At 35.1% G+C, this 21,107-nt stretch carries 18 protein-coding genes, 1 pseudogene and 3 riboswitches; of the genes and pseudogenes, 16 read left to right on the plus strand and 3 right to left on the minus strand.

Going from position 1 to position 21,107, the window contains the following annotated elements; translation table 11 throughout:
• Window positions 1–34: 34 nt before the first annotated feature.
• Window positions 35–2,224, minus strand: coding sequence for a DNA topoisomerase III (topB, locus tag M1D73_RS02185; RefSeq protein ID WP_098212574.1), 2,190 nt, complete (start codon window positions 2,222–2,224; stop codon window positions 35–37).
• 209 nt (window positions 2,225–2,433) lie between these two features.
• Window positions 2,434–2,546, plus strand: a riboswitch (TPP riboswitch).
• Between the two features lie 72 nt (window positions 2,547–2,618).
• Here topB and thiM point away from each other — a divergent pair.
• Both thiM and thiE read left to right on the plus strand, forming a co-directional pair.
• The gene (gene thiM / locus M1D73_RS02190; protein WP_001056115.1) at window positions 2,619–3,428 is read left to right on the plus strand and encodes a hydroxyethylthiazole kinase; all 810 of its coding nucleotides are present in this window, start codon (window positions 2,619–2,621) and stop codon (window positions 3,426–3,428) included.
• A 15-nt stretch (window positions 3,429–3,443) separates the two neighbouring features.
• A complete protein-coding gene (gene thiE, locus M1D73_RS02195) occupies window positions 3,444–4,103 on the plus strand; it encodes a thiamine phosphate synthase (protein ID WP_000090957.1) in 660 nt (219 codons plus the stop codon).
• 115 nt (window positions 4,104–4,218) lie between these two features.
• Here the strand turns inward: thiE and M1D73_RS02200 are convergent, their stop codons facing one another.
• Complete coding sequence (locus tag M1D73_RS02200; protein ID WP_000498700.1) at window positions 4,219–5,532, minus strand: anaerobic C4-dicarboxylate transporter family protein; 1,314 nt, start codon at window positions 5,530–5,532, stop codon at window positions 4,219–4,221.
• Between the two features lie 282 nt (window positions 5,533–5,814).
• A riboswitch (cyclic di-GMP riboswitch) is annotated at window positions 5,815–5,899 on the plus strand.
• A gap of 134 nt (window positions 5,900–6,033) precedes the next feature.
• Here M1D73_RS02200 and M1D73_RS02205 point away from each other — a divergent pair.
• The 7 genes and pseudogenes from M1D73_RS02205 to M1D73_RS02235 all read left to right on the plus strand — a co-directional run.
• Window positions 6,034–7,776, plus strand: a complete 1,743-nt coding sequence (locus M1D73_RS02205; protein ID WP_000761079.1) for a methyl-accepting chemotaxis protein — start codon at window positions 6,034–6,036, stop codon at window positions 7,774–7,776.
• Window positions 7,777–7,912: 136 nt separating this feature from the next.
• Window positions 7,913–11,494 carry a non-ribosomal peptide synthetase family protein gene (locus M1D73_RS02210; RefSeq protein WP_481157987.1) on the plus strand — a complete coding sequence of 1,194 codons (3,582 nt, stop codon included), beginning with the start codon at window positions 7,913–7,915 and terminating at the stop codon, window positions 11,492–11,494.
• Between the two features lie 52 nt (window positions 11,495–11,546).
• Window positions 11,547–11,648: riboswitch (TPP riboswitch) on the plus strand.
• Between the two features lie 114 nt (window positions 11,649–11,762).
• Window positions 11,763–12,083 (plus strand): MTH1187 family thiamine-binding protein, encoded by a 321-nt coding sequence (locus M1D73_RS02215; protein ID WP_000082906.1) that lies wholly within the window; start codon window positions 11,763–11,765, stop codon window positions 12,081–12,083.
• Window positions 12,055–12,828 (plus strand): ABC transporter permease, encoded by a 774-nt coding sequence (locus M1D73_RS02220; RefSeq protein WP_001057166.1) that lies wholly within the window; start codon window positions 12,055–12,057, stop codon window positions 12,826–12,828. Before M1D73_RS02215 ends, M1D73_RS02220 begins: the two co-directional genes overlap by 29 nt.
• Window positions 12,825–13,823, plus strand: coding sequence for an ABC transporter substrate-binding protein (locus tag M1D73_RS02225; protein WP_000715573.1), 999 nt, complete (start codon window positions 12,825–12,827; stop codon window positions 13,821–13,823). The genes M1D73_RS02220 and M1D73_RS02225 overlap by 4 nt, the downstream gene beginning before the upstream one ends.
• Window positions 13,820–14,569: an ABC transporter ATP-binding protein gene (locus M1D73_RS02230; RefSeq protein ID WP_000016088.1), complete on the plus strand. Its 750-nt coding sequence runs from the start codon at window positions 13,820–13,822 to the stop codon at window positions 14,567–14,569. The genes M1D73_RS02225 and M1D73_RS02230 overlap by 4 nt, the downstream gene beginning before the upstream one ends.
• Window positions 14,566–14,760, plus strand: a pseudogene (locus M1D73_RS02235) (P-loop NTPase family protein); the annotation flags it as partial. The gene M1D73_RS02230 and the pseudogene M1D73_RS02235, both read left to right, overlap by 4 nt.
• 443 nt (window positions 14,761–15,203) lie before the next feature.
• On the opposite strand, the gene M1D73_RS02240 reads toward M1D73_RS02235, so the two are convergent.
• On the minus strand, window positions 15,204–17,228 hold the full coding sequence (locus tag M1D73_RS02240; RefSeq protein WP_121868418.1) for a glycosyl hydrolase family 18 protein: 2,025 nt from the start codon (window positions 17,226–17,228) through the stop codon (window positions 15,204–15,206).
• A gap of 371 nt (window positions 17,229–17,599) precedes the next feature.
• Between M1D73_RS02240 and M1D73_RS02245 the strand changes: the two genes are divergently transcribed.
• The 7 genes from M1D73_RS02245 to M1D73_RS02275 all read left to right on the plus strand — a co-directional run bounded on the left by M1D73_RS02245 (window position 17,600) and on the right by M1D73_RS02275 (window position 21,093).
• Complete coding sequence (locus M1D73_RS02245) at window positions 17,600–17,971, plus strand: DnaJ family domain-containing protein (RefSeq protein WP_000382376.1); 372 nt, start codon at window positions 17,600–17,602, stop codon at window positions 17,969–17,971.
• Window positions 17,972–17,981: 10 nt separating this feature from the next.
• Window positions 17,982–18,296 carry a thioredoxin family protein gene (locus M1D73_RS02250; protein WP_481157988.1) on the plus strand — a complete coding sequence of 105 codons (315 nt, stop codon included), beginning with the start codon at window positions 17,982–17,984 and terminating at the stop codon, window positions 18,294–18,296.
• 13 nt (window positions 18,297–18,309) lie between these two features.
• On the plus strand, window positions 18,310–18,555 hold the full coding sequence (locus tag M1D73_RS02255) for a hypothetical protein (protein ID WP_000505774.1): 246 nt from the start codon (window positions 18,310–18,312) through the stop codon (window positions 18,553–18,555).
• A gap of 125 nt (window positions 18,556–18,680) precedes the next feature.
• Window positions 18,681–18,824: a hypothetical protein gene (locus M1D73_RS02260; protein WP_000817981.1), complete on the plus strand. Its 144-nt coding sequence runs from the start codon at window positions 18,681–18,683 to the stop codon at window positions 18,822–18,824.
• 80 nt (window positions 18,825–18,904) lie between these two features.
• Entirely contained in the window at window positions 18,905–19,486 is a 582-nt protein-coding gene (locus M1D73_RS02265; protein ID WP_001254439.1) for a TetR/AcrR family transcriptional regulator, read from the plus strand.
• Between the two features lie 66 nt (window positions 19,487–19,552).
• Window positions 19,553–20,785, plus strand: coding sequence for an MFS transporter (locus M1D73_RS02270; protein ID WP_000992579.1), 1,233 nt, complete (start codon window positions 19,553–19,555; stop codon window positions 20,783–20,785).
• Window positions 20,786–20,841: 56 nt separating this feature from the next.
• Window positions 20,842–21,093 carry a helix-turn-helix transcriptional regulator gene (locus M1D73_RS02275; RefSeq protein ID WP_002023181.1) on the plus strand — a complete coding sequence of 84 codons (252 nt, stop codon included), beginning with the start codon at window positions 20,842–20,844 and terminating at the stop codon, window positions 21,091–21,093.
• The last annotated feature ends 14 nt before the right edge of the window (window positions 21,094–21,107 follow it).

The raw sequence follows: 21,107 nt of genomic DNA on the forward strand, positions 1-21,107 counted from the left end.
AGGTTCCTACCGATAGAGGTAGGAACCTTTTTGTTTAATCAAATTTTAATTTTTTTAATGCTTCTGCGAATGGGTTATTTAATGGTTCTTCTTCTTTTTTCTGTTGTTTCATATATTTTTGAACGTCGCGTTTATCGGCTTTGTTTCCAGATTCTTTTTTACGTCGTTCTTGGAATGTTGATAATTTCTCACGATAGCCACATTTACATGCGAAAATTTGGCCTGCACCCTCACCACGTAATTCTAGTTTCTTCTTACATTGCGGACAGCGAGCGTTTGTTGTACGAGATACATTTTTACGATGACCACATTCACGATCTTGGCATACGAGCATTTTTCCCTTTTTGCCGTTTACTTCTAGCATTGGTTTACCGCAGTCTGGACAAGACTTCGTTGAAATGTTGTCATGTTTATATTTTTTATCACTCGATTTAATTTCAGAAACGATTTCTTTCGTATAGTTCTTCATTTCAGAAATGAATACTTCTTTTTTCAATTTACCTTTTGCGATAGCCTCAAGTTTTTGTTCCCATTCACCAGTTAGTGTAGGAGATTTTAATTCTTCTGGTACTAAATCAAGTAACTGGCGACCTTTTGAAGTAATGTGAATATCTTTACCACGTTTTTCAATTAAGAATGAATTGAATAGCTTGTCGATAATGTCTGCACGTGTCGCTACAGTACCTAATCCACCAGTCGATTTTAACGTATCAGCAAGTTGTTTATTTTGCGTATCCATATATTTTGTAGGATTCTCCATTGCTGAAAGTAAAGTCGCTTCGTTAAATCGTGCAGGTGCTTTTGTTTGACCTGATGTTTGCATAATTAACTTTACAGCTAATGTATCGCCCTTTTCAATGTGAGGTAGAATCTGCTCTTTTACGTCATCAGTTACATCATCGTCTTCAAATCGATTTTCGTATACTTCCTTCCAACCAGCATGTAAAATCGTTTTTCCGCGTGCAATGAATGTTTCATTGCCGACCTTTGTGCGTAACGTTAGTTGTTCGTATTCGAATGCTGGGAATAAAACAGCTAAGAAACGTTTTACAACTAAATCATAAATTTTGCGTTCTTTATCTGTGAATGCTGAGAAGTTAACGTATCCTTCTGTTGGAATAATCGCATGATGATCGCTTACTTTACTATCATCAACAAATGATTTGTTAGGTTTGATAGGCTTTTGTAATACTTTATGTGCGAAGGGACGGTATTCTCCAACACCACATGCTTTTAGACGTTCTGGAAGTGTTCCAACGATATCAGATGAAATGTAGCGTGAATCTGTACGAGGGTACGTTAGTACTTTATGCTGTTCATACAATTTTTGCATAATATTTAATGTTTCTTTAGCAGAGTAACCGAACTTTTTATTCGCATCACGTTGCAATTCAGTTAAATCGTAAAGACCAGGAGAGAATGACTTCTTCTGTTTCTTATCAATTTCCACAACAGTAGCATTTTGTTTATCTAAACGTTTTACAATACCATCGATTTTTTCTTTATTAAAACTACGGCTATTGCCATTTGCATCTTGCCAAGTAAGTTTGAGCTTCTCCATTGTTTGAGCTTCGACGCCGTAGTAAGTTTGAGCTTTGAAGTTCTTTATTTCATCTTCACGACTAGCAATCATAGCAACAGTAGGGGTTTGTACACGGCCGCAATTTAACTGGGCATTAAAGCGAGTCGTTAAAGCACGAGTTGCATTAAGACCGATATACCAGTCAGCTTCTGAACGCGCAACTGCTGAAGCGTATAAATTATCATAGGCTTTACCTGGTTTTAAATTTGCAAAACCATCTTTAATTGCTTTATCGGTTACAGATGAAATCCATAGACGTTTGATCGGTTTATTAATGCGAACCTTATCAATAATCCAGCGAGCGACCAATTCTCCTTCACGTCCAGCATCTGTCGCTACAATAATTTCATTTACATCCTTTCTAAGTAGCTGACTTTTTACAGCATTAAATTGTTTACCAGTTTGTTTAATAACCGTTAATTTCAAACGCTCAGGTAGCATCGGTAAATCTTCTAAATTCCACTTTTTATATTTCACATCATAACTTTCTGGATCTGCTAATGTAACGAGATGACCTAAAGCCCAAGTTACAATATATTTATTACCCTCAAGATAGCCGTTTCCTTTTTTATCACACTTCAGTACACGAGCAATATCTCGTGCAACGGAAGGTTTTTCAGCGATTACAACGCTTTTTGACATATTAAAAACATCCTTTCAAATTTCCATAAGTTAAATATAGCATACATCTTCTTGAGATTCAGTTTCGCTCCATATTTCAGCTGTTTTTAATGGAGTTAACAAAATCCCAACTGATTAAAGTTTCACTTTATCAGTTGCCTCTATATCAAATAGAAAAGTAAAGAACTTGTTATTTTACTAGAATAAGAGTAGACTTTGAAGTAGATGAATAAGAAACACATGGGAGTTTGTGGATACAAACTGAGAGTATGGCTACTAGTCCGTCATTGACCATTTGAACCTGTTGGATAATGCCAGCGTAGGGAGAGTGTAAAAGCACATATTCAGGCACTTTGCGTACGCGCAAAGTGTCTTTTTGTGTATCTCCCATCATTATAGTTAGGAGATGAAAAGGATGAATATGAAAGAAATTAGTAAAGTAGTGGATTTGGTGAGAGAATCTAATCCGCTTGTTCATAATATTACAAATGTTGTTGTAACAAATTTTACTGCTAACGGTTTGTTGGCACTTGGGGCATCGCCTGTAATGGCGTATGCAAAAGAAGAAGTGGCAGAAATGGCTAGCATTGCTGGAGCGTTAGTATTAAATATGGGAACACTTCGTCCTGAAGAAGTAGAAGCGATGTTACTTGCCGGTAAATCAGCAAATGTGAACAATGTACCAGTACTGTTTGATCCAGTTGGTGCAGGAGCAACATCGTATCGGACAGAAGTTGCGAGACATATTCCGGCTGAAATTGAATTAGCGAGTATTCGCGGAAATGCAGCTGAAATAGCGAACGTTATTAATGAGAGATGGGAAATTAAAGGGGTAGACGCTGGTACTGGAAATGGCAATGTTGTAAGTATTGCAAGGCAGGCAGCAGATGAACTAAATACAGTTGCGGTCATTACTGGAAAAGAAGATGTTGTTACAGATGGAGAGAGAACTATTGTTATTCGAAATGGTCACCCTATTTTAACGAAAGTTACGGGAACAGGTTGTTTACTAACTTCTGTAATAGGAGCATTTGTAGCAGTGGAAAAAGATTATGTAAAAGCAGCAGTAGCAGCATTAACGTTTTATGGTGTAGCTTCGGAACTGGCAGCTGCTAAGACCGTGGAAAAGGGACCTGGTAGTTTCCAAATTGAATTTTTAAATCAGTTAGCGAATACTACTTCTAGTGATATTGAGAAGTATGGAAAGATTGAGGAGTTAGAGTAAGAGGGAGTGAAAGAAATGGCACGCATTGAAATAGATAAAATGTCTAAGCTATTGCAAGTGTATTTTATTATGGGAAGTAATAACTGCACGAGGGATCCTTTAGCTGTATTGAAAGAAGCGTTAGATGGTGGAGTGACAATTTTTCAGTTTCGCGAGAAGGGGGAAGGTTCTTTAATCGGAGAAGATAGAGTGCGCTTTGCAAAAGCATTGCAGACGCTTTGTAATGAATATAGTGTTCCTTTCATTGTAAATGATGATGTAGAATTAGCCATTGAATTAGATGCAGATGGTGTTCATGTCGGACAAGATGATGAAGGAATTACATCTGTTCGTGAAAAAATGGGAGATAAAATTATCGGCGTATCTGCTCATACAATTGAAGAAGCACGCTTTGCAATCGAAAATGGAGCAGATTATTTAGGCGTTGGACCTATTTTCCCAACGAGTACGAAAAAAGATACGAAAGCGGTTCAAGGAACGAAAGGATTAGCCTATTTTAGAGAACAAGGAATTACAGTGCCAATCGTTGGTATTGGTGGGATTACAATTGAAAATACAGCGGCAGTTATAGAAGCGGGTGCGGACGGTGTTTCAGTTATTTCAGCAATTAGTTTAGCTGAATCTGCGTATGAAAGTACGAGAAAATTAGCTGAAGAAGTAAAGAGAAGTTTGTAGGGAAGGACGTGTAGTATTTTAAGTGCTACATGGAGAAATAGACTGCCCCAAAATTTAAACAAACATTTGATTAAAAAAGCACAAACCTTTTTAAATAAAGGTTTGTGCTTTTTCTTTAAAACATAATTGAAATTAAGAGCATTCCAATTCCGATAGAAGTAAATGTTGCGATTAAGCCAGGAATCATAAAACTATGATTTAATACGTATTTACCGATACCTGTTGTACCAGTACGGTCAAAGTTAATAGCAGCAACGATTGTTCCATAGTTTGGAATGAAGAAATATCCATTTACTGCAGGGAACATAGCAATCAGTAGCGCTGGTGGAATGCCAAGAGATAGTCCAAGTGGCATTAAGGCACGTACTGTTGCAGCTTGGCTGTACAGTAAAATAGATAGAATGAATAGTGCGATGGCAAATAGCCAAGGTGCACTTGTTACTAAATGCTGAATGGATCCTTGAATCATATTTAAGTTTCCGTTAAAGAAAGTATCTCCCATCCAAGCGATACCGAAAATAGCAACAACTGCTGTTGCTCCTGCTTTAAAGACGTTACCAGACACAATGCTTTCTACATTTGGTTTACAGAAAATAATAATAAGAGCCGCGATAGTTAACATAACCATCTCAATTGTGTTCGGCATGGAAAGACGAGCTAACTTCCCATCAACTATCCATCCTGGACGAAGTGCTTCAAATGAACCAAGAAGTACAACAAGGAAGGTTCCTACTAGGAAAAGGATAACTGATAATTTTGCGCCCTTTACACCTACAAATGCTTTTTTCTCTTCAAGCTTAGGAATCATTCCTTCTTTTAATCGTTTTAAGTATTCAGGGTCTTCATTTAATTCTTTTCCCATCTTACTAGCAACGAATGCAGCTATCATACAAGCGATGAAAGTAGAAGGGATACTTACTTTTAAAATATCTAATAAGGTGATTTTATAGTCAGCTAACATTGCTAAAAGAGCAACTGTGGCAGCTGAAATTGGACTAGCTGTAATTGCTTGTTGAGAAGCGATTACGGCAATCGACATTGGGCGTTCCGGTCTAATCCCTGATTCACGAGAGACTTCTGCAATAACAGGAAGTACAGAATAGGCAACGTGACCAGTACCTGCACATAGTGTGAATAAATAAGTAACAATTGGAGCAAAAAAAGTAATACGCTTTGGATTTTTTCGTAATGCCTTTTCAGCTAGATGAACAAGATAGTCCATTCCTCCAGCAGCTTGCAAAGCACCAGCAGCTGTAATTACTGCCAAAATCATAAGCATTACATCGATAGGAGGCGCGGTTGGTTGTAGGTGGAAGACAAAAACGAGTATTGCCATACCAACTCCACCCATTACTCCTAAACCAACTCCGCCTAGGCGTGCACCAATAAAAATACAGAGTAACAAGGTAAGAAATTGTAGCCAAAACATGATAAACTACCTCCGAAATTCATTAGTTAAGATATATTCGAATAGTTTAATTTGAATGAAAATTAAATAAATACCCGAAGAAATCCTTGTTATTTATACATTTTTTATTATATAACACAAAAAAAGTAACATTCACGTACTTTTTGAAATTATTTCGAAAAAGCAATGCATTAAAAATTTGTATTTATATCTCTAAATAAGTAGACATTTTGATTTATATGTTGTAATCTTTGAAAGAGAATAAATTAATTCTCATAGAACTCCCATATCGTTCAACTCGTTCAGCGAGAAAGGCAAACTGATGGAAACATGAGGACGCAAAACTACAGGAGCTAAGGTCGAAAGGCTACGCTAGCCAGTTACCGGACGGATAGGGTTGGTCTTGGCCAATGCTTTTACATTGGCTTTTTTTTATTCTCGAACATATTGAGAAACATTTTCAAACAAAATATCCATATATTTTGTTTTTTTGTTTGTGTTGATTAAGGAAGGTGGATATTAATGAAAAAATATTGGCATAAGTTATCGTTCCTTCAAAAGAACGTCTTATTAACCGTATTAGTTATTTTGACACTTGTTGGAAGTATGGGTGCATTAAGTTTCAATATGTTTCAAAATAGTATGATGTCTTTATTTGAAAGGCAGTCTATTGAAACAGGAGAAATAGTATTGAAAAAACTGGATGTAGAATTAGTTAGAGACATGGCGAAAGATCCTACAGCCGAAAAAGTGAAAAAAGAAAAGTTAACAGAGAAATTAGATGAAGTATCAAAAGAATTGAAAAGCGTTGGACAAACGTATGTTACAGGAGCAAAGCCGAATGAAAAGCGAGAATTACAACTCGTTGGTTTGACTACAGAGTTAACAAATGCGTTTCCTATAAAGCCGGGAGATTATTATGAACAACCCGCTCATTGGATGAAGGCATACGATAAAGTGATTGATACGAAAAAGGCTCAAATGACAGAAGTATATGAAGATGAAATAGGTTCGTGGGTGACAATATTAGAACCAATTACAGATGGAGAAAACAATATTATTGCAATTGTTGCCGCTGACTTAGATGCTTCCATTGTTCCTATTACAAAAGAGAAGTTTATGATACAGGGTTTACTCTTTATCATTATTTCATTAGCAATTGCGACTATTACTCAATTCTTTATCGTGCGTCACTCGCTAGCTCCATTAAAAGATTTACGAGAAGGGTTACGTAAAATTGGTGAAGGTGACTTGAGTATTAAATTAAAAGAAAGACCAGATGATATTGGAATTATTAATGTTTATTTCAATAACACGATTGAAAAGTTTAAAGGGATTATAGATAAAGTAAGGCAAACTGCTGAGCAAGTTTCTTCTTCTTCACAAGAATTGTCGGCGAGTACAGAGGAAAACAGCATGGCAGTTCAAGAGATTGCAAGTTCTATTGAAGGTTTAAGAGTAGGGGCACAGTCTCAAAAAACTTCAGTACAACAATGTTTAGGGATTGTACATGGAATGGAAGATAAGGTAGAAGAGATAACTGGGGCTGCGAAACAAGTTGCGGTTGCTTCTGAAGGTATGGAGCAACATTCAATTGAAGGTAATGAAGTGATTGGACAAATTATTAATCAAATGAGTTTAATTCAAAATGCAGTACAAGATTTATCTTCCATCATTTATTCGTTAGAAACAAGGTCAAAAGAAATTAGTGATATCGTAACTGTAATTACGGGTATTTCAAATCAAACAAATTTATTAGCTTTAAATGCTTCTATTGAGGCTTCACGTGCTGGAGCAGCTGGAAGAGGGTTTGCAGTTGTTGCTGATGAAGTACGAAAATTAGCAGAACAAACTGAAGCGTCTGCAAAAGATATAGCGAAATTAATTGGTGAAACACAAGCTGAGACAGAAGATGCTGTAGTTTCCATGCAAAAAGGTTCAAAAGAAGTAGAAACTGGAATTTCACTTGTTCAAAGTAGTGGAGATTTCTTCGAAAAAATCTCCAAATCAGCGCAATCTGTTACAGATCAAGTAAAAGCTGTTTCGGGTAATTCGAGTGATATTTTACAAAATAGCCAGAATATCGTTCAAGTCGTAAATGAATTATCACATATTGCAAATACTTATGCCAACAGCAGTAGTAATGTTGAAGAAAGCATGAAAGAGCAAGAAATATCAGTACAAGATATTGCAGAATTAGCGACTTCTTTAAGTTGGCTCTCTCAGGAATTACAAGAGCTTATTGGTGAGTTTAAAAGCGAATAAGGAGAAAGTTCAATTCTAATCAAGGGGGTATCTCCGCTACTGATTATGAATTGAACGAATCTGCCCTTTAATAAGGGATAAAAAAGGTGTGAATTTTCACACCTTTATTATATTTAAGAGAGGAATTTACATAAATATGAAATTAGCAATTTCTTATAGTGAGATGGTAAAAGAATTTTTAGGAAAAGTAGAAGGAAGTATTAAAATACCTAAAGATGTGCAAGGAACAGAACTTAGGATAAAAAGGAAAACGGAACTGTTTTCAAATTTGACTCACATTGTAGATTTAATAGGAGCGACTGCAACGTGGTTATATCATATTTCTAAAGAAAAACATATTGTCGTGCTTTATCATGTAAGAGGAAGTTTATTTCCGATTACTATTGAAGTTTCTAATTTTCTCTCCTATGAAAGTTTAAATTTACAAATTGAAGAGCAACTGGAGCAAATTAAAGAAATGAATGAGGAAGAAATAGAAGAGTTTCAAAACGGTAATACGTTATATGAAATGTCACCTATTATTATTGGTGAAACATATTATGAGCTAAAAGACACGAATACATTACAATTTGTATTTAGTAAAAATATGCAAAGTGTAGAAATAATATTTAATAGTGTTAATTGGAAAGAGACAACAATTACTCGTTATGCACAACAAATACAAGGTGTTTTAATTAATAAATCACAAAATAATAATAATCATATAAATAATTTTAATGTTATTACAGAGGCCGAGATGGCACTTTATAGTCAAGTGAATGATACGACAGCAGTATATCCTGAGAAAAGTATCGTCGATATGTTCTATAATACTGTTACTCAATTTCCAAATCGTATAGCTTTATCTTCAAGGGAAGGTACTTTAACTTATGAGGAGCTAAATAAAAAAAGTAATCAAATAGCTCATATGTTAATTAAAAACGGCGTCCAATTAGGAGACTATGTTGGAATATTTATGAAACGTAGCATAGACACAGTAGTAAGTATGGTAGCTATATTAAAAGCTGGTGCAGCGTATGTTCCGATTGATCCAGATTATCCGGAAAGTAGAATACAGTACATTATTCAAGATAGCCAAGCGAAAGTTATATTGATGAAAGAGACGCCTATAACATGTGATGGGGTTCAAACAGTTTCAATGTATGATAGTGAAACTTATGAAGATACAGATGTAAAGTTGTCTATTCAGTGTGATGATGTAGCTTATATGATTTATACATCTGGTTCAACAGGGAATCCAAAGGGAACGATGTTAGCTCATAGAGGCGTTGTTAATCTGTATACTTGGATGAAAAAGCAATATGAATTGACAGAAGAGGATGTATTTGCCCAATTTCCTTCCTTTAGTTTCGATGCTTCTGTATGGGAGTCATTTGCTTCTTTATTCTGTGGAGGAAACTTATATGTACTATTAGAGGAAGAGCGATTGTCTGTAGAAGCATTTGCAAATGCAATCTATAAAGTGAAAGCAACTTCAATCTTGGCATTAGCAACAATTTTTGTTCGACAAGTAGCAACTTATTTAGCAGAAGAAGATATATATAAGCTAGCTTCCCTAAAAAGAATTGCGATTGGCGGTGAAATGTTGCCTGTAGAGGTTATTAAATTGTGGAGAGAAAGAATAGGTACAAATGTTGAAATTCATAATGTATACGGACCGACAGAATGTACTGTAGTGACGACAACCTATAAAATACCTAGTCAGTTAAATGAGGATGTTGCGAGTATTCCCATTGGTAAACCATGTGCTAATTATCAAGTTATGATTTTGGATGAGAATATGAATCTTTGTCCAATTGGTGTACCTGGTGAATTATATATAGATTCAGTGGGATTAGCAAAAGGGTATTTTAATAAGCCTAATAAAACAATTGAAGCTTTTATTCCGAACCCTTTTAATCCTATAGTTAATATATATAAAACAGGTGATATCGTTAAGTTGCTAGAGGATGGAAATATAGAGTTTTTACATCGGAAAGATGATCAAGTAAAAATTAGAGGACATCGTATTGAACTAGGCGAAATCCAAAGTAAAATTTCTCAAAATCATAATATAAAAGAAAATGCTGTTTTTGCTAAGAAGAGTAAGGAAGGTAGCCAATATTTAATCGCGTTCTATACAACTTTAAATAAAAAAGAAATACCAGAATTAGTTTATCAGTTACAAGAGCAATTACCAGATTATATGGTGCCATCTAAACTAATTTATATTAATGAATTACCACTTACACCTAATAAAAAGATTGATGTTAAGAAGTTAGCTCAGTTAGAAGAAAAGTGTGAACCGGTTCGGCTACAAGAATATGTTGCACCTTCTAATAAAGCAGAAAAACAAATAGCGAACGCCTGGGCGGAAGTATTAGGAATTTCAAAAGTTGGAGTGCATGATGATTTCTTTACAATTGGTGGACATTCATTAAAAGTATTACGAGTCTTAACATTGTTAAAAGAAGATTTCTCACATTTAACAATTCAAGATTTCTTTAAAGAAAGAACGATATATGGATTAGCTCGAATTGAGCGAGAAGTAAAAGTAGAGAAAGAAGAAGTATTTCGTGAATATAAAGTGATTCACGAACCAGATACTATCACGTATGCAAACGTTTTGGAAGAAAACCAGATTTCAAATGTCTTTTTAACAGGAGCTACTGGTTATTTAGGATCACACATATTATATGAATTGTTGAGAGATACATCTGCTACTATTTATTGTTTAGTAAGACCAACTAAAGATGTGCAGCAAAGAATTATAGATACATTAACAGGCTACTTTAATGATATATGTGAAGAATGGTTACAGCGTATACAGGCCGTAGCTGGTGATCTTGGAGAAGAGTATCTTGGGATGAGCGAAGAAGAATTTATGTTCATCAGTTCTAAGATGGATACGATAATTCATTGCGGTGCAGATGTAAGACATTTTGGAGATGTAAAACAATTTGAAAATATAAATGTCCAAGGAACTAGCCGTATGCTAACATTAGCGGAGAAAGGTGCTACATTCCATTTTATTTCTACAATTGGTATCCCGTTAGAATTAGCGGTAGATCAATGGGATACATACATGAAAACTGGTGATTTTAATTACAGTGTAGACTTAGAGAATGTATATTCAAATAGTAAACTACAAGCGGAAAACATTGTTCGTGAAGCAATGAAAAATGGTTTGCGTGGAAATATTTATCGTGCAGGTAATTTAGCATGTCATTCAGAAACAGGTTCGTTCCAACAAAATATTGAAGGAAACGCATTTTATCGTCTTATTAAAACAATGCTATTAATTGGGAAAGCACCAAATGTGAAGTGGAAAGTTGATTTCACACCAATTGATTTTGCTAGTAAATCAATTGTATCGTATTTGCAAGATGCGCAAATTATAGGAGAGACGTTACATATTTGTCATCCACATCAAATTGAGTTTGAACAATTTATACAGCTAATTGGAGAGTGTGGATACAATCTTGAAATGGTTCCACTTTCAGAATATGTAAATACCGGACTTGCATTAGCGAAGGGAAATGAAGTAATAGCAGAGTTAATTGCTTCTCAAGTTGCAGGAGATGGAGCGCAGCAATCTGAAATTGTAATGGGTACGCGTAGAACGAATAAATGGATTAAGAAAAAAGAATTGATAGTACCAGCAATTAATAAAGAATTTATTCAGCAGTTATTAGCTCATGGTGAAAAAGTTGGTTATTTTCCAAAAATAATGAAATGATTATGCATGCTTTTGTTTGTTCAATAAAATAAATCATGCTACAATGAAAACGAATTAAGGACCGGGGAGCCAATTGGCTGAGAGGATGTAAGTAAACATCGACCCTCAACCTGATCTGGATAATGCCAGCGTAGGGAGTTACTTAAAGTGATGTAGCATATGTTATTCTGTAATAACTTGCATACAAGGCTTTCCTACGCAGTAGGAAAGCCTTTTCTTATTTTTGAAATTTATTTTTGAAATTTATTTTTATAAGGGGGATTTTATTATGTCACAACAAGTTACAATGTCATTTTCAGTAGTACCACAAGCAAAAACGAAAGATGTATATTCTGTTGTCGATAAAGCAATTGAAGTTGTGCAACAATCGGGAGTTCGTTATGAAGTAGGGGCAATGGAAACAACTTTGGAAGGAGAATTAGATGTACTTCTTGATGTCGTTAAACGTGCGCAACAAGCTTGCGTCGATGCTGGAGCAGAAGAAGTGATTACTTCTATTAAAATCCATTATCGTCCAAGCACTGGTGTAACGATAGATGAAAAGGTTTGGAAGTACCGTGATGAATATGCAAAACCAGAAGCAATCTAAACTTATTACAACTATTTGGCTTATCCTTCTCATTGCGATATGGGAAGGATCTGTTTCATTATTTAAAATCGAACCGTGGATTTTACCAAAGCCTTCTGCCATTGTTCAAGAATTAATTGGGATGAAAGATTTACTATTACCAAATACGATGCAAACACTGCAGGAAGTTATAATTGGACTATTCTTTGCAATTTTATTGGGGACGAGCATCGCAATTATTATGGACGTTATACCGTTATTTCGTATTTTAATAAATCCATTGCTCGTTATTTCGCAAACAATTCCAATTGTTGTACTTGCACCGCTATTTATTATTTGGTTTGGATATGGGATGTTGCCGAAAGTAATGGTCGTAATACTCGTTTGTTTCTTCCCAATTGCGCTTAGTATTTTAGAAGGTTTTCAAACAGTAGATAAAAACATGTTGAAACTGTTACAAACAATGAAGGCGACAAAATGGCAAGTTTACCAGAAAGTAAAATTTCCAGCAGTGCTTCCATACTTTTTCTCAGGTTTAAAAATTGCAGTTACATATAGCGTAATGGGGGCAATTATCGGAGAATGGCTCGGTGCAAGTGAAGGATTAGGCGTTATGCTTACGAGGGCTACAAAATCCTTTTTGACTGCCCGAGTATTTGGTGTTGCAGCAATCATCGTTATGGTGACATTATGCCTGTATTTTATCGTAGAGTTTATGGCAAGAATAACAGCACCATGGATATATAGAAAGGACGGCAGAAAATGAAAAAAGGTTTGAAAGTTATGTTAGCTGCCTTAGTAGCGGTAGGTGTGGCTGGATGTAATCCGGCAAAGAAAGAAGAAAGTGCAAGTAAAGATCAAAAAGTAAAAGTAGTATTAGATTGGTTTCCAAATACGAATCATACTGGCTTGTATGTAGCGCAAACGAAAGATTATTACAAAAAGCAAGGATTAGATGTAGAAATTATTCAACCAGGTGACAATGTAACAGCAGAGCAAATGATAGCATCAGGAAAAGCAGACTTCGCAATAAGCGCACAAGAAAATGTAACGTTAGCTCGTGTGGAAGGAATTCCTGTTGTATCTGTAGGAGCGATTATTCAGCATAACACTTCAGCGTTTGCATCGCTTAAGAAAGATAATATGACGTCACCGAAAGATTTTGAAGGTAAACGTTACGGCGGCTGGGGAGGACCAGCGGAAGAAGCGACATTAAAGACGATTATGGATAAACATCAAGCTGATTTTAATAAAGTTGAAAAAATCATCTTAGGACAAACAGATTTCTTTAAATCAATCGGTCGTGATGCAGATTTCGAATGGATTTATTACGGTTGGGATGGTATTGAAGCGAAGCGCCAAGGAAAAGAGTTAAATACGATTATGGTGAAGGACTTAGATCCAGCGCTTGATTTCTATAGTCCTGTTATTATTACGAGTGAAAAACATACGAAGCAAGATAAAGACTTTGTGAAAAAGTTTATGAGTGCAACGACAGAAGGTTATAATTTTGCAATTAAGGAACCGAAAGAGGCTGCTGATATTTTAATTAAAGCTGTTCCAGATGTAAATAAAGATTTAGTTCAAGAAAGCCAAAAATGGTTAAGTACGAAGTATCAAGATGATGCTAAAGCATGGGGAGTACAGAAGGAAGAAATTTGGACGAATTACATGAATTTCTTATATGACAACAAAGTTATTAAAAAGAAAATCGATGTAAAAGATGCTTTTACAAATGAATTCCTTCCAAGTGAAAAATGAGCGGATTACAAATAAAAAATATAGTGAAATCTTTTGACGGAAAGAATGTATTAGAGAATATTAGTGCCTCTATACAAGAGGGAGAGTTTGTTTCCTTTGTAGGACCGAGTGGTTGCGGGAAAAGCACATTATTAAACATGATTGCAAATGTTGAAAAACCAACAAGCGGGAACGTAACGTATAACGATAAGCAAGTACAAGAGCAAGATGTTGTTAGTTATATGCCACAACAAGATTTATTACTACCGTGGCGATCAGCTTTGCAAAATATCGTTCTTCCGTTAGAAATTGAAGGAAAGCCGAAAAAACAAAGGCTGACAGAAGGAATGGAAGCATTAAAGCAGTTCCAACTAGATGAATATGCAGACCATTATCCAGATGAATTATCTGGTGGTATGCGTCAAAGAATTAGTTTTCTGCGCACATATTTATGTGAAAAGCCAATTATGCTGCTGGATGAGCCTTTTGGTAAATTAGATGCATTTACAAAAATGGAAGTACATAGCTGGCTTTTAAACTCTTGGCATCAAGAAAAGCAAACAATCGTTATGGTGACACATGACTTAGATGAGGCAATCTTGCTTTCAGATCGCGTATTTATTTTATCTCAAAGACCAGCGTCAATAGTTGGCGAGGTACAAGTGAAATTACCTAGGCCGAGAACGATGGATATGTTAACATCACTCGAATTAAAAAAGGATAAAGAAGAGATTTTAAGTGTGTTAGCTCCTTATATGAAAAAATAGAAAAAGCTGATGTTTTAATTTTAGACGAACCGACTAATCATTTGGATGTAGAAACTAAGATGGCTTTACAGGAAGCGTTACAACAATACAAAGGAACGGTTTTAATTGTCTCACATGAACCTTCTTTCTATGAATCGTGGATAACAAAAGTATGGAATATAGAAGATTGGAATACTGAACAATATGAATAAAGAAAAGGCATTAGCTTTTAGGAGCTAATGCCTTTTCTTTGTGATTAACATGATTTTCGAGAACTCTTACATGAGAATTGTATGAAGAAGCACTCTTATGGTGCGCTTATAAGCGTGCTTTTTCTTTTGTTATATTTATAATACGAAAGCCTTTCCCTAACAGGTGACTATCTTTCTTTATATATATAGATAGTTCAAAATGGAATGAAAATAATTCCTTTATGTAAAGGATAATATGGATATTATAGGAAGACAATAGAAATTAAAGGAAATTCATGTAAAATTCAAATGAACTTCATATAAACTTCATATTAGAAATTAAATATAATTATAATAGGTTATTATGATATTTTTGATTTTTCGTAAAATTAAAAGTTTGAATTTAGGAGGTATTGCTCAAACCTAAATTCAAACTTTAGTGAATTAATTAATGGATATTACGTCTAGTTTTCGCTAATGACGGTATTTAAAAGTTCGGCAGGATTACCTGTTCCTGCACCGCCAATTGTAATAAATCCACCAGGAGGAATTTCACCATTCCATCCTGCGTTCGTAATTACATAATGATTATTTGTTTTACTACTAATTTTAGAATCCCAAACTTGTGTTAAATTACCGCTATAATCAAATTCTAATTTCCAATTTTTAATAGGAGTCGTTCCATTATTTTTGATTATAATCGAGAAGTTATAACCGCTGCCCCAATTCGAAGTGACTGAAAATGTAGCAGTACCATTTCCATCAGGAGGTGTCGTATTAGCTTCATCCGTTTTGACAGTAAGAGCGGTAGGTTGTGATTTATTTCCAGCAGCATCTTTGGCAATTATTGAAAATGTGTATTCCGTATTAGGTTTTAAGTTTTTAATTGTAATGCTATTTGTTGTTGTACTCCATTTCTCTTCTCCAGCAGTAATTTCATATTCCATAACTCCTACGTTATCAGTAGATGCAGTCCAGTTTAATTGAACTGAGTTTGAATTTTTATTCGTAACTACAACGTTTTTAACATTCGTTGGTGGCTCAGTATCTTTTTGACTAATAGGTCCACCAAGTAATTCTTTTACTAGCGTATCAAGTAATTTTGGACCACTGCAACTATATTTTGGACTTGTACGGCAATCTCCGCTTAGTTCCCAAAACATTGCTCCACTTAAACCTTTCGTCTTTATATAGTCTGTTTTGTATTTCATAGATTCATTGTCATCGTAGCTAATAAATGTGCCTGTAGTTGCATTATATAAATAAGGTACTTTAGCTGTGTCATTCCAGTAGCGTACAAAACCATTTTTATTAACGTAATTGGCTGCTAAATCACCGTAATCATACACACCTGTGTCACCGGTAGAATAATCATCCCAAGTACCTTTAGAAGCAAGTTTCCCATCACTACCTGGTTTGCAAGGTTGATATTGTCCGTTATTTTCTTTGCCACAACTTTTCCAGCCACGTCCGTAAAAGGGTACGCCTAATACTAGTTTATCGACTGGAACACCTTCATTTGTATAAACATTTATAGCACCATCTACGTAAAAATTCGTATTTGCTGCTGGGTCATTTGGATCCTTATATAGAGCTGCATTATGATTAGAAGTAGCTTCCCATCCGCCGTGGAAATCATATGTCATAATATTAATCCAATCGAGTATTTGAGAAATTTTCTTTAGCTCTGTATGATCAGCGTAGCGTTGGCTTGCGCCTGAAGCGATTGTTAGTAAATATTGTTTGCCATCTTCAGCACCTGCTTTATTCAAAGCATTTCGGACATCTTGAAGAAGGAGAGTGAAATTTTGTTTATCTTCAGGACGATAACTACCACCAGGAATCGTTTCAACGCCCGGATATTCCCAGTCTAAATCTACGCCATCAAACCCATATGCGCGAAGAAAAGCTACTGTAGATTCAGCAAATACTTTTCTTGTTTTTTCATCAGCGGCCATATCAGAAAAGCGGTTAGACCAAGTCCAGCCACCAACGGAAATAATTGTTTTTAAGTGAGGATATTTAGCTTTTAATCGTTTTAGTTCCCCGAAATTTCCGCAACGGGCATATTTATCGCAATCTTCCCAAGTTGTCCCTGAGCCAGGATACGATTTGGTAACATCAGCCCATGGTTCACCGAGTACGAGAGTACCATTAGGAACCTCTTTATTTTGCAATGGTACACCAGATTCTTTACAGTTCCACGTTTGTTTATTTGGATTATCAGGATGAGTAGAAGGGTTTCCATGTTTTCCATTCCAACAAATATCCGCGAAAGCATAGTTAAGGTGAGTAAGCTTTGATGCATCAATGTCAGCAACTTGATAATTACGTCCGTAAACGCCCCACGAAGGAAAGTACCCAACAATTTTTTGACTTTGCTTTGGTGAATCTGCTAATGCGAGATTTGGAGTAATAAAATTTGTGAGAAAAAGAGGTAAGAAAAGTAGTAGAGATAGTAATAGCAGTGTGAATTTTTGAGACCTCATAGCCATTTCTCCTTTCAAAATAAAAGATATATTTAAAGGCATACGCCAATAAACCAAAATGAATCTAGACGTATGAAACGTCTAGATAAAATGATCAGACATCACGAAGTCTATACAAGGGAGCTGGGGGTGATTAAATCGTAACAAATGTAAGATTTAGTGTAAACGCTTTATTAAGTTGAAAAAGACTTTCTCAATACAAAAAGGCTTGAATACAAACTATATATGAAAACGAAAGATTGGTATGGGAAGAAAAAGCTCATTATAAATAAATTTGAGAAAAAATTGTATGGAGCCAATTATTAAAGACGTAGAAAGATAAGGAAATATCATGTAAAATAATAGTAAAAATATGTAAAGGAGGGAATGGTGTGGATGTGTTTTTGAACATTGCTGAAGAAAAAATTCGACAAGCAATACGGAATGGTGATCTTGATTATCTTCCGGGAAAAGGAAAACCACTACAATTAGAAGATCTTTCAATGGTACCTCCAGAACTTAGAATGAGTTATAAAATTTTAAAAAATGCGGGAATGATTCCACCAGAAATGGAACTACAAAAAGATATATTAAAAATAGAGGATTTAATTGCTTGCTGTTATGATGAAGAAGAGAGAAAGAAATTACGAGAAGAGTTAACAGCAAAAACTCTTCGTTTTCAGCAGGTAATGGAAAAGAGAAAGATTAAAGATAGTTCAGCTTTTCGTATGTATCAAGGCAAATTATTTCGTAAATTACGCTAAGAGGGATAAGATGACTACATTTAAAACGATAGAAGAATTAGCGACCTATATCGAAGAACAACAATTGGTACTTCTGTTTATTAAAACGGAAAATTGTGGTGTTTGTGATGTTATGCTAAGAAAAGTAAATTGCGTATTAGAGAATTATGATTACGTAGAGAAAATAGAAATATTACTACAAGACATGCAAGAGATTGCGGGGCGATATGGAGTATTTACAGGGCCAACAATTTTATTATTTCATAATGGAAAAGAAATTCTTCGTGAATCACGCTTCATTTCACTTGAAAATCTAGAGAGGATCATTCAATTATTAGAGGAATAGGGGAGGCTTTTATATGGGATTTATTATTGTCATACTATTATTTGTTGTAGTTGGAATAATCGTAACAGCAGTTCGATCGAACAAAAAGAAGGTGAACTTGGCGAAACAAAATAACATACATAATTCATCTAACAGCTCATCACCATTATTTTTCTTTGCTGGATCGGATAATGATAGCTCGCATGATGGCGGTTCACATGATTGTGGAGGCTCTTTTGGGGGAGATAGCGGAGGAAGCTGCGGTGGCGGTGGGGATTGATGAAAATGCGCCTTATATAGGCGTATTTCTTTTTAAACAAACGTTTGATTAGTCGGCTTACATATACATAAACACAGTTAAACAAACGTTTGATTAATATTTTTAACATACTAAGGGGAATGGAAATGAAAAGGGAACCGAAAGTGAAAAATAAGGGGAAAGTAGTGTTATTTTTATTAGCTGCGGGAGGCGTATTTCTTGTTAAATTAGCATTTAAATTTGGAACAATACATATGATTCGAACTTGGTTTGAAAGTACGTTTTCTTAAATAAGGAATATAGCCTCTTGCGATAGAGGTTTTTGATTTGTTATTATTAGACTGAACGGTCGGTTTAAAGAGGTGTGAATATGAGAAGAAGCGCAGAAGAGATAAAGAAAGAAATTGCATACAAAGCAGAAAGTCTATTTTCACAGAAGGGCTACGCAGCTACATCTATGGAAGAGATTTGTGAAATTACAGAGCGAAGTAAAGGAAGTATTTATTATCACTTTAAAAGTAAAGAAGAATTATTTTTATTTGTAGTGAAACAGCATACGTATGATTGGCTTGAAAAATGGAATGAAAAAGAGAAGTTGTATAGCACTAGTACTGAAAAACTATATGGTCTCGCGGAATATCATGTAGAGGACATACAGCAACCAATTTCAAATGCCATAGAGGAATTCTCTATGAGTCAAGTTGTAAGTAAAGAGATTTTGGAGGAACTATTAGCTTTAACTAGAGAATCATATGTTATGTTTGAGAAATTAATTGAAGCAGGTATACAGTCTGGAGAGTTCCGTGAAGATAATACTCGTGATCTTATGTATATTGTGAATGGATTATTATCAGGGCTTGGAGTACTTTACTACGAGCTAGATTATAAAGAGTTGAAGCGTATTTATAAAAAGGCAATAGATGTATTGTTAAAAGGAATGGCAGCTGAATAATAGGTCAGTTGCTTTTCTTACAAAATAAATTAGACTGAACGGTCGGTTTGTGAAAGGGGAATGAAAATGAACGCTTTATTTAAAAACCGAGCATTTATGCTCGTTATGGCGTCTGATATTTTACAACAATTTGCAATTTGGATCAGAAATATGGCTCTTTTGTATTTTATAATGGAGCGAACGAATAATGATCCGGTTTCTGTTTCTTTGTTATCAGTTATGGAATATGCACCTATTTTTATTTTCTCGTTTATCGGTGGTGCGCTAGCTGATCGCTGGAATCCGAAAAGAACAATGGTCACTGGAGATGTGTTGAGTGTACTGTCTATTATAGGAATTGTCCTGTTGTTAAAGCTGGATTATTGGCAGGCTATATTTTTTGCAACACTCATTTCCGCGATTGTAGGTCAGTTTTCTCAACCCTCATCTTCCCGTATATTTAAGCGCTATGTAAAAGAAGAACAGGTAGCAAATGCGATTGCATTTAACCAAACATTACAGTCATTATTTCTAATTTTTGGACCAGTGGTAGGATCGCTTGTGTATACACAACTTGGTTTATTTACGTCACTATATAGCTTAATCATTTTATTTTTGTTATCTGCTATCGCCCTTTCATTTTTACCAAAATGGGTTGAAAAAGAGCAAGTGGCGAGAGATTCATTAAAAAATGATATAAAAGAAGGTTGGAAGTATGTTCTTCATACGAAAAATTTACGTATGATTACGATCACTTTCACCATTATAGGCTTAGCTGTTGGATTAACAACTCCATTAGAGGTGTTTCTTGTAATAGAACGCCTTGGAATGGAAAAGGAAGCAGTTCAATATTTAGCTGCAGCTGATGGAATAGGTATGTTAATTGGTGGTATTGTTGCTGCAATTTTCGCTTCAAAAGTGAATCCGAAAAAAATGTTTGTATTCGGTATGGGCATATTAGCAATGTCATTTTTAGTAGAAGGGCTATCTACATCATTTTGGATTACTAGTTTCATGAGGTTTGGAACAGGTATTTGTTTAGCTTGTGTTAATATTGTTGTCGGTACGCTTATGATTCAACTTGTACCAGAAAATATGGTTGGAAGAGTAAATGGGACGATTTTACCACTGTTTATGGGGGCAATGCTAATTGGAACTTCACTAGCTGGAGGATTAAAGGAACTAACTTCACTAGTTACTGTGTTTTGTATAGCAATGGCACTTATTTTATTAGCGATAGGGCCAGTTCTACGTATGCAAATAAAAAAAGAAGATGTTGCTAATAAAGAGGCACTAACAAATTCGTTAGCTTCGAAATAACTATTGTAAGGGAGCAATATTGCTCCCTTTTTCTTTGAGGAACTTTTGACAACTATATGAGCCAATTATATACTGATGTTGTAAAAACGATTTTACAGGTTAGGAGCAATGGTGTGAAAAATCAAATCTATGAATTACGCACTGAAAATAATATTTCACAAGGCGCATTAGCTGATAAATGTAAGGTTTCTAGACAAACGATAAATGCAATTGAGAATAATAAATATGATCCAAGTTTAGCGTTAGCATTCCGTTTAGCTGAAGTATTAGGAACAACTGTTGATAAATTATTTTTGTACAAGCAGTAGAGTCGTTCATTATA

The sequence above is a fragment of the Bacillus sp. PK3-067 genome, from assembly GCF_056738645.1.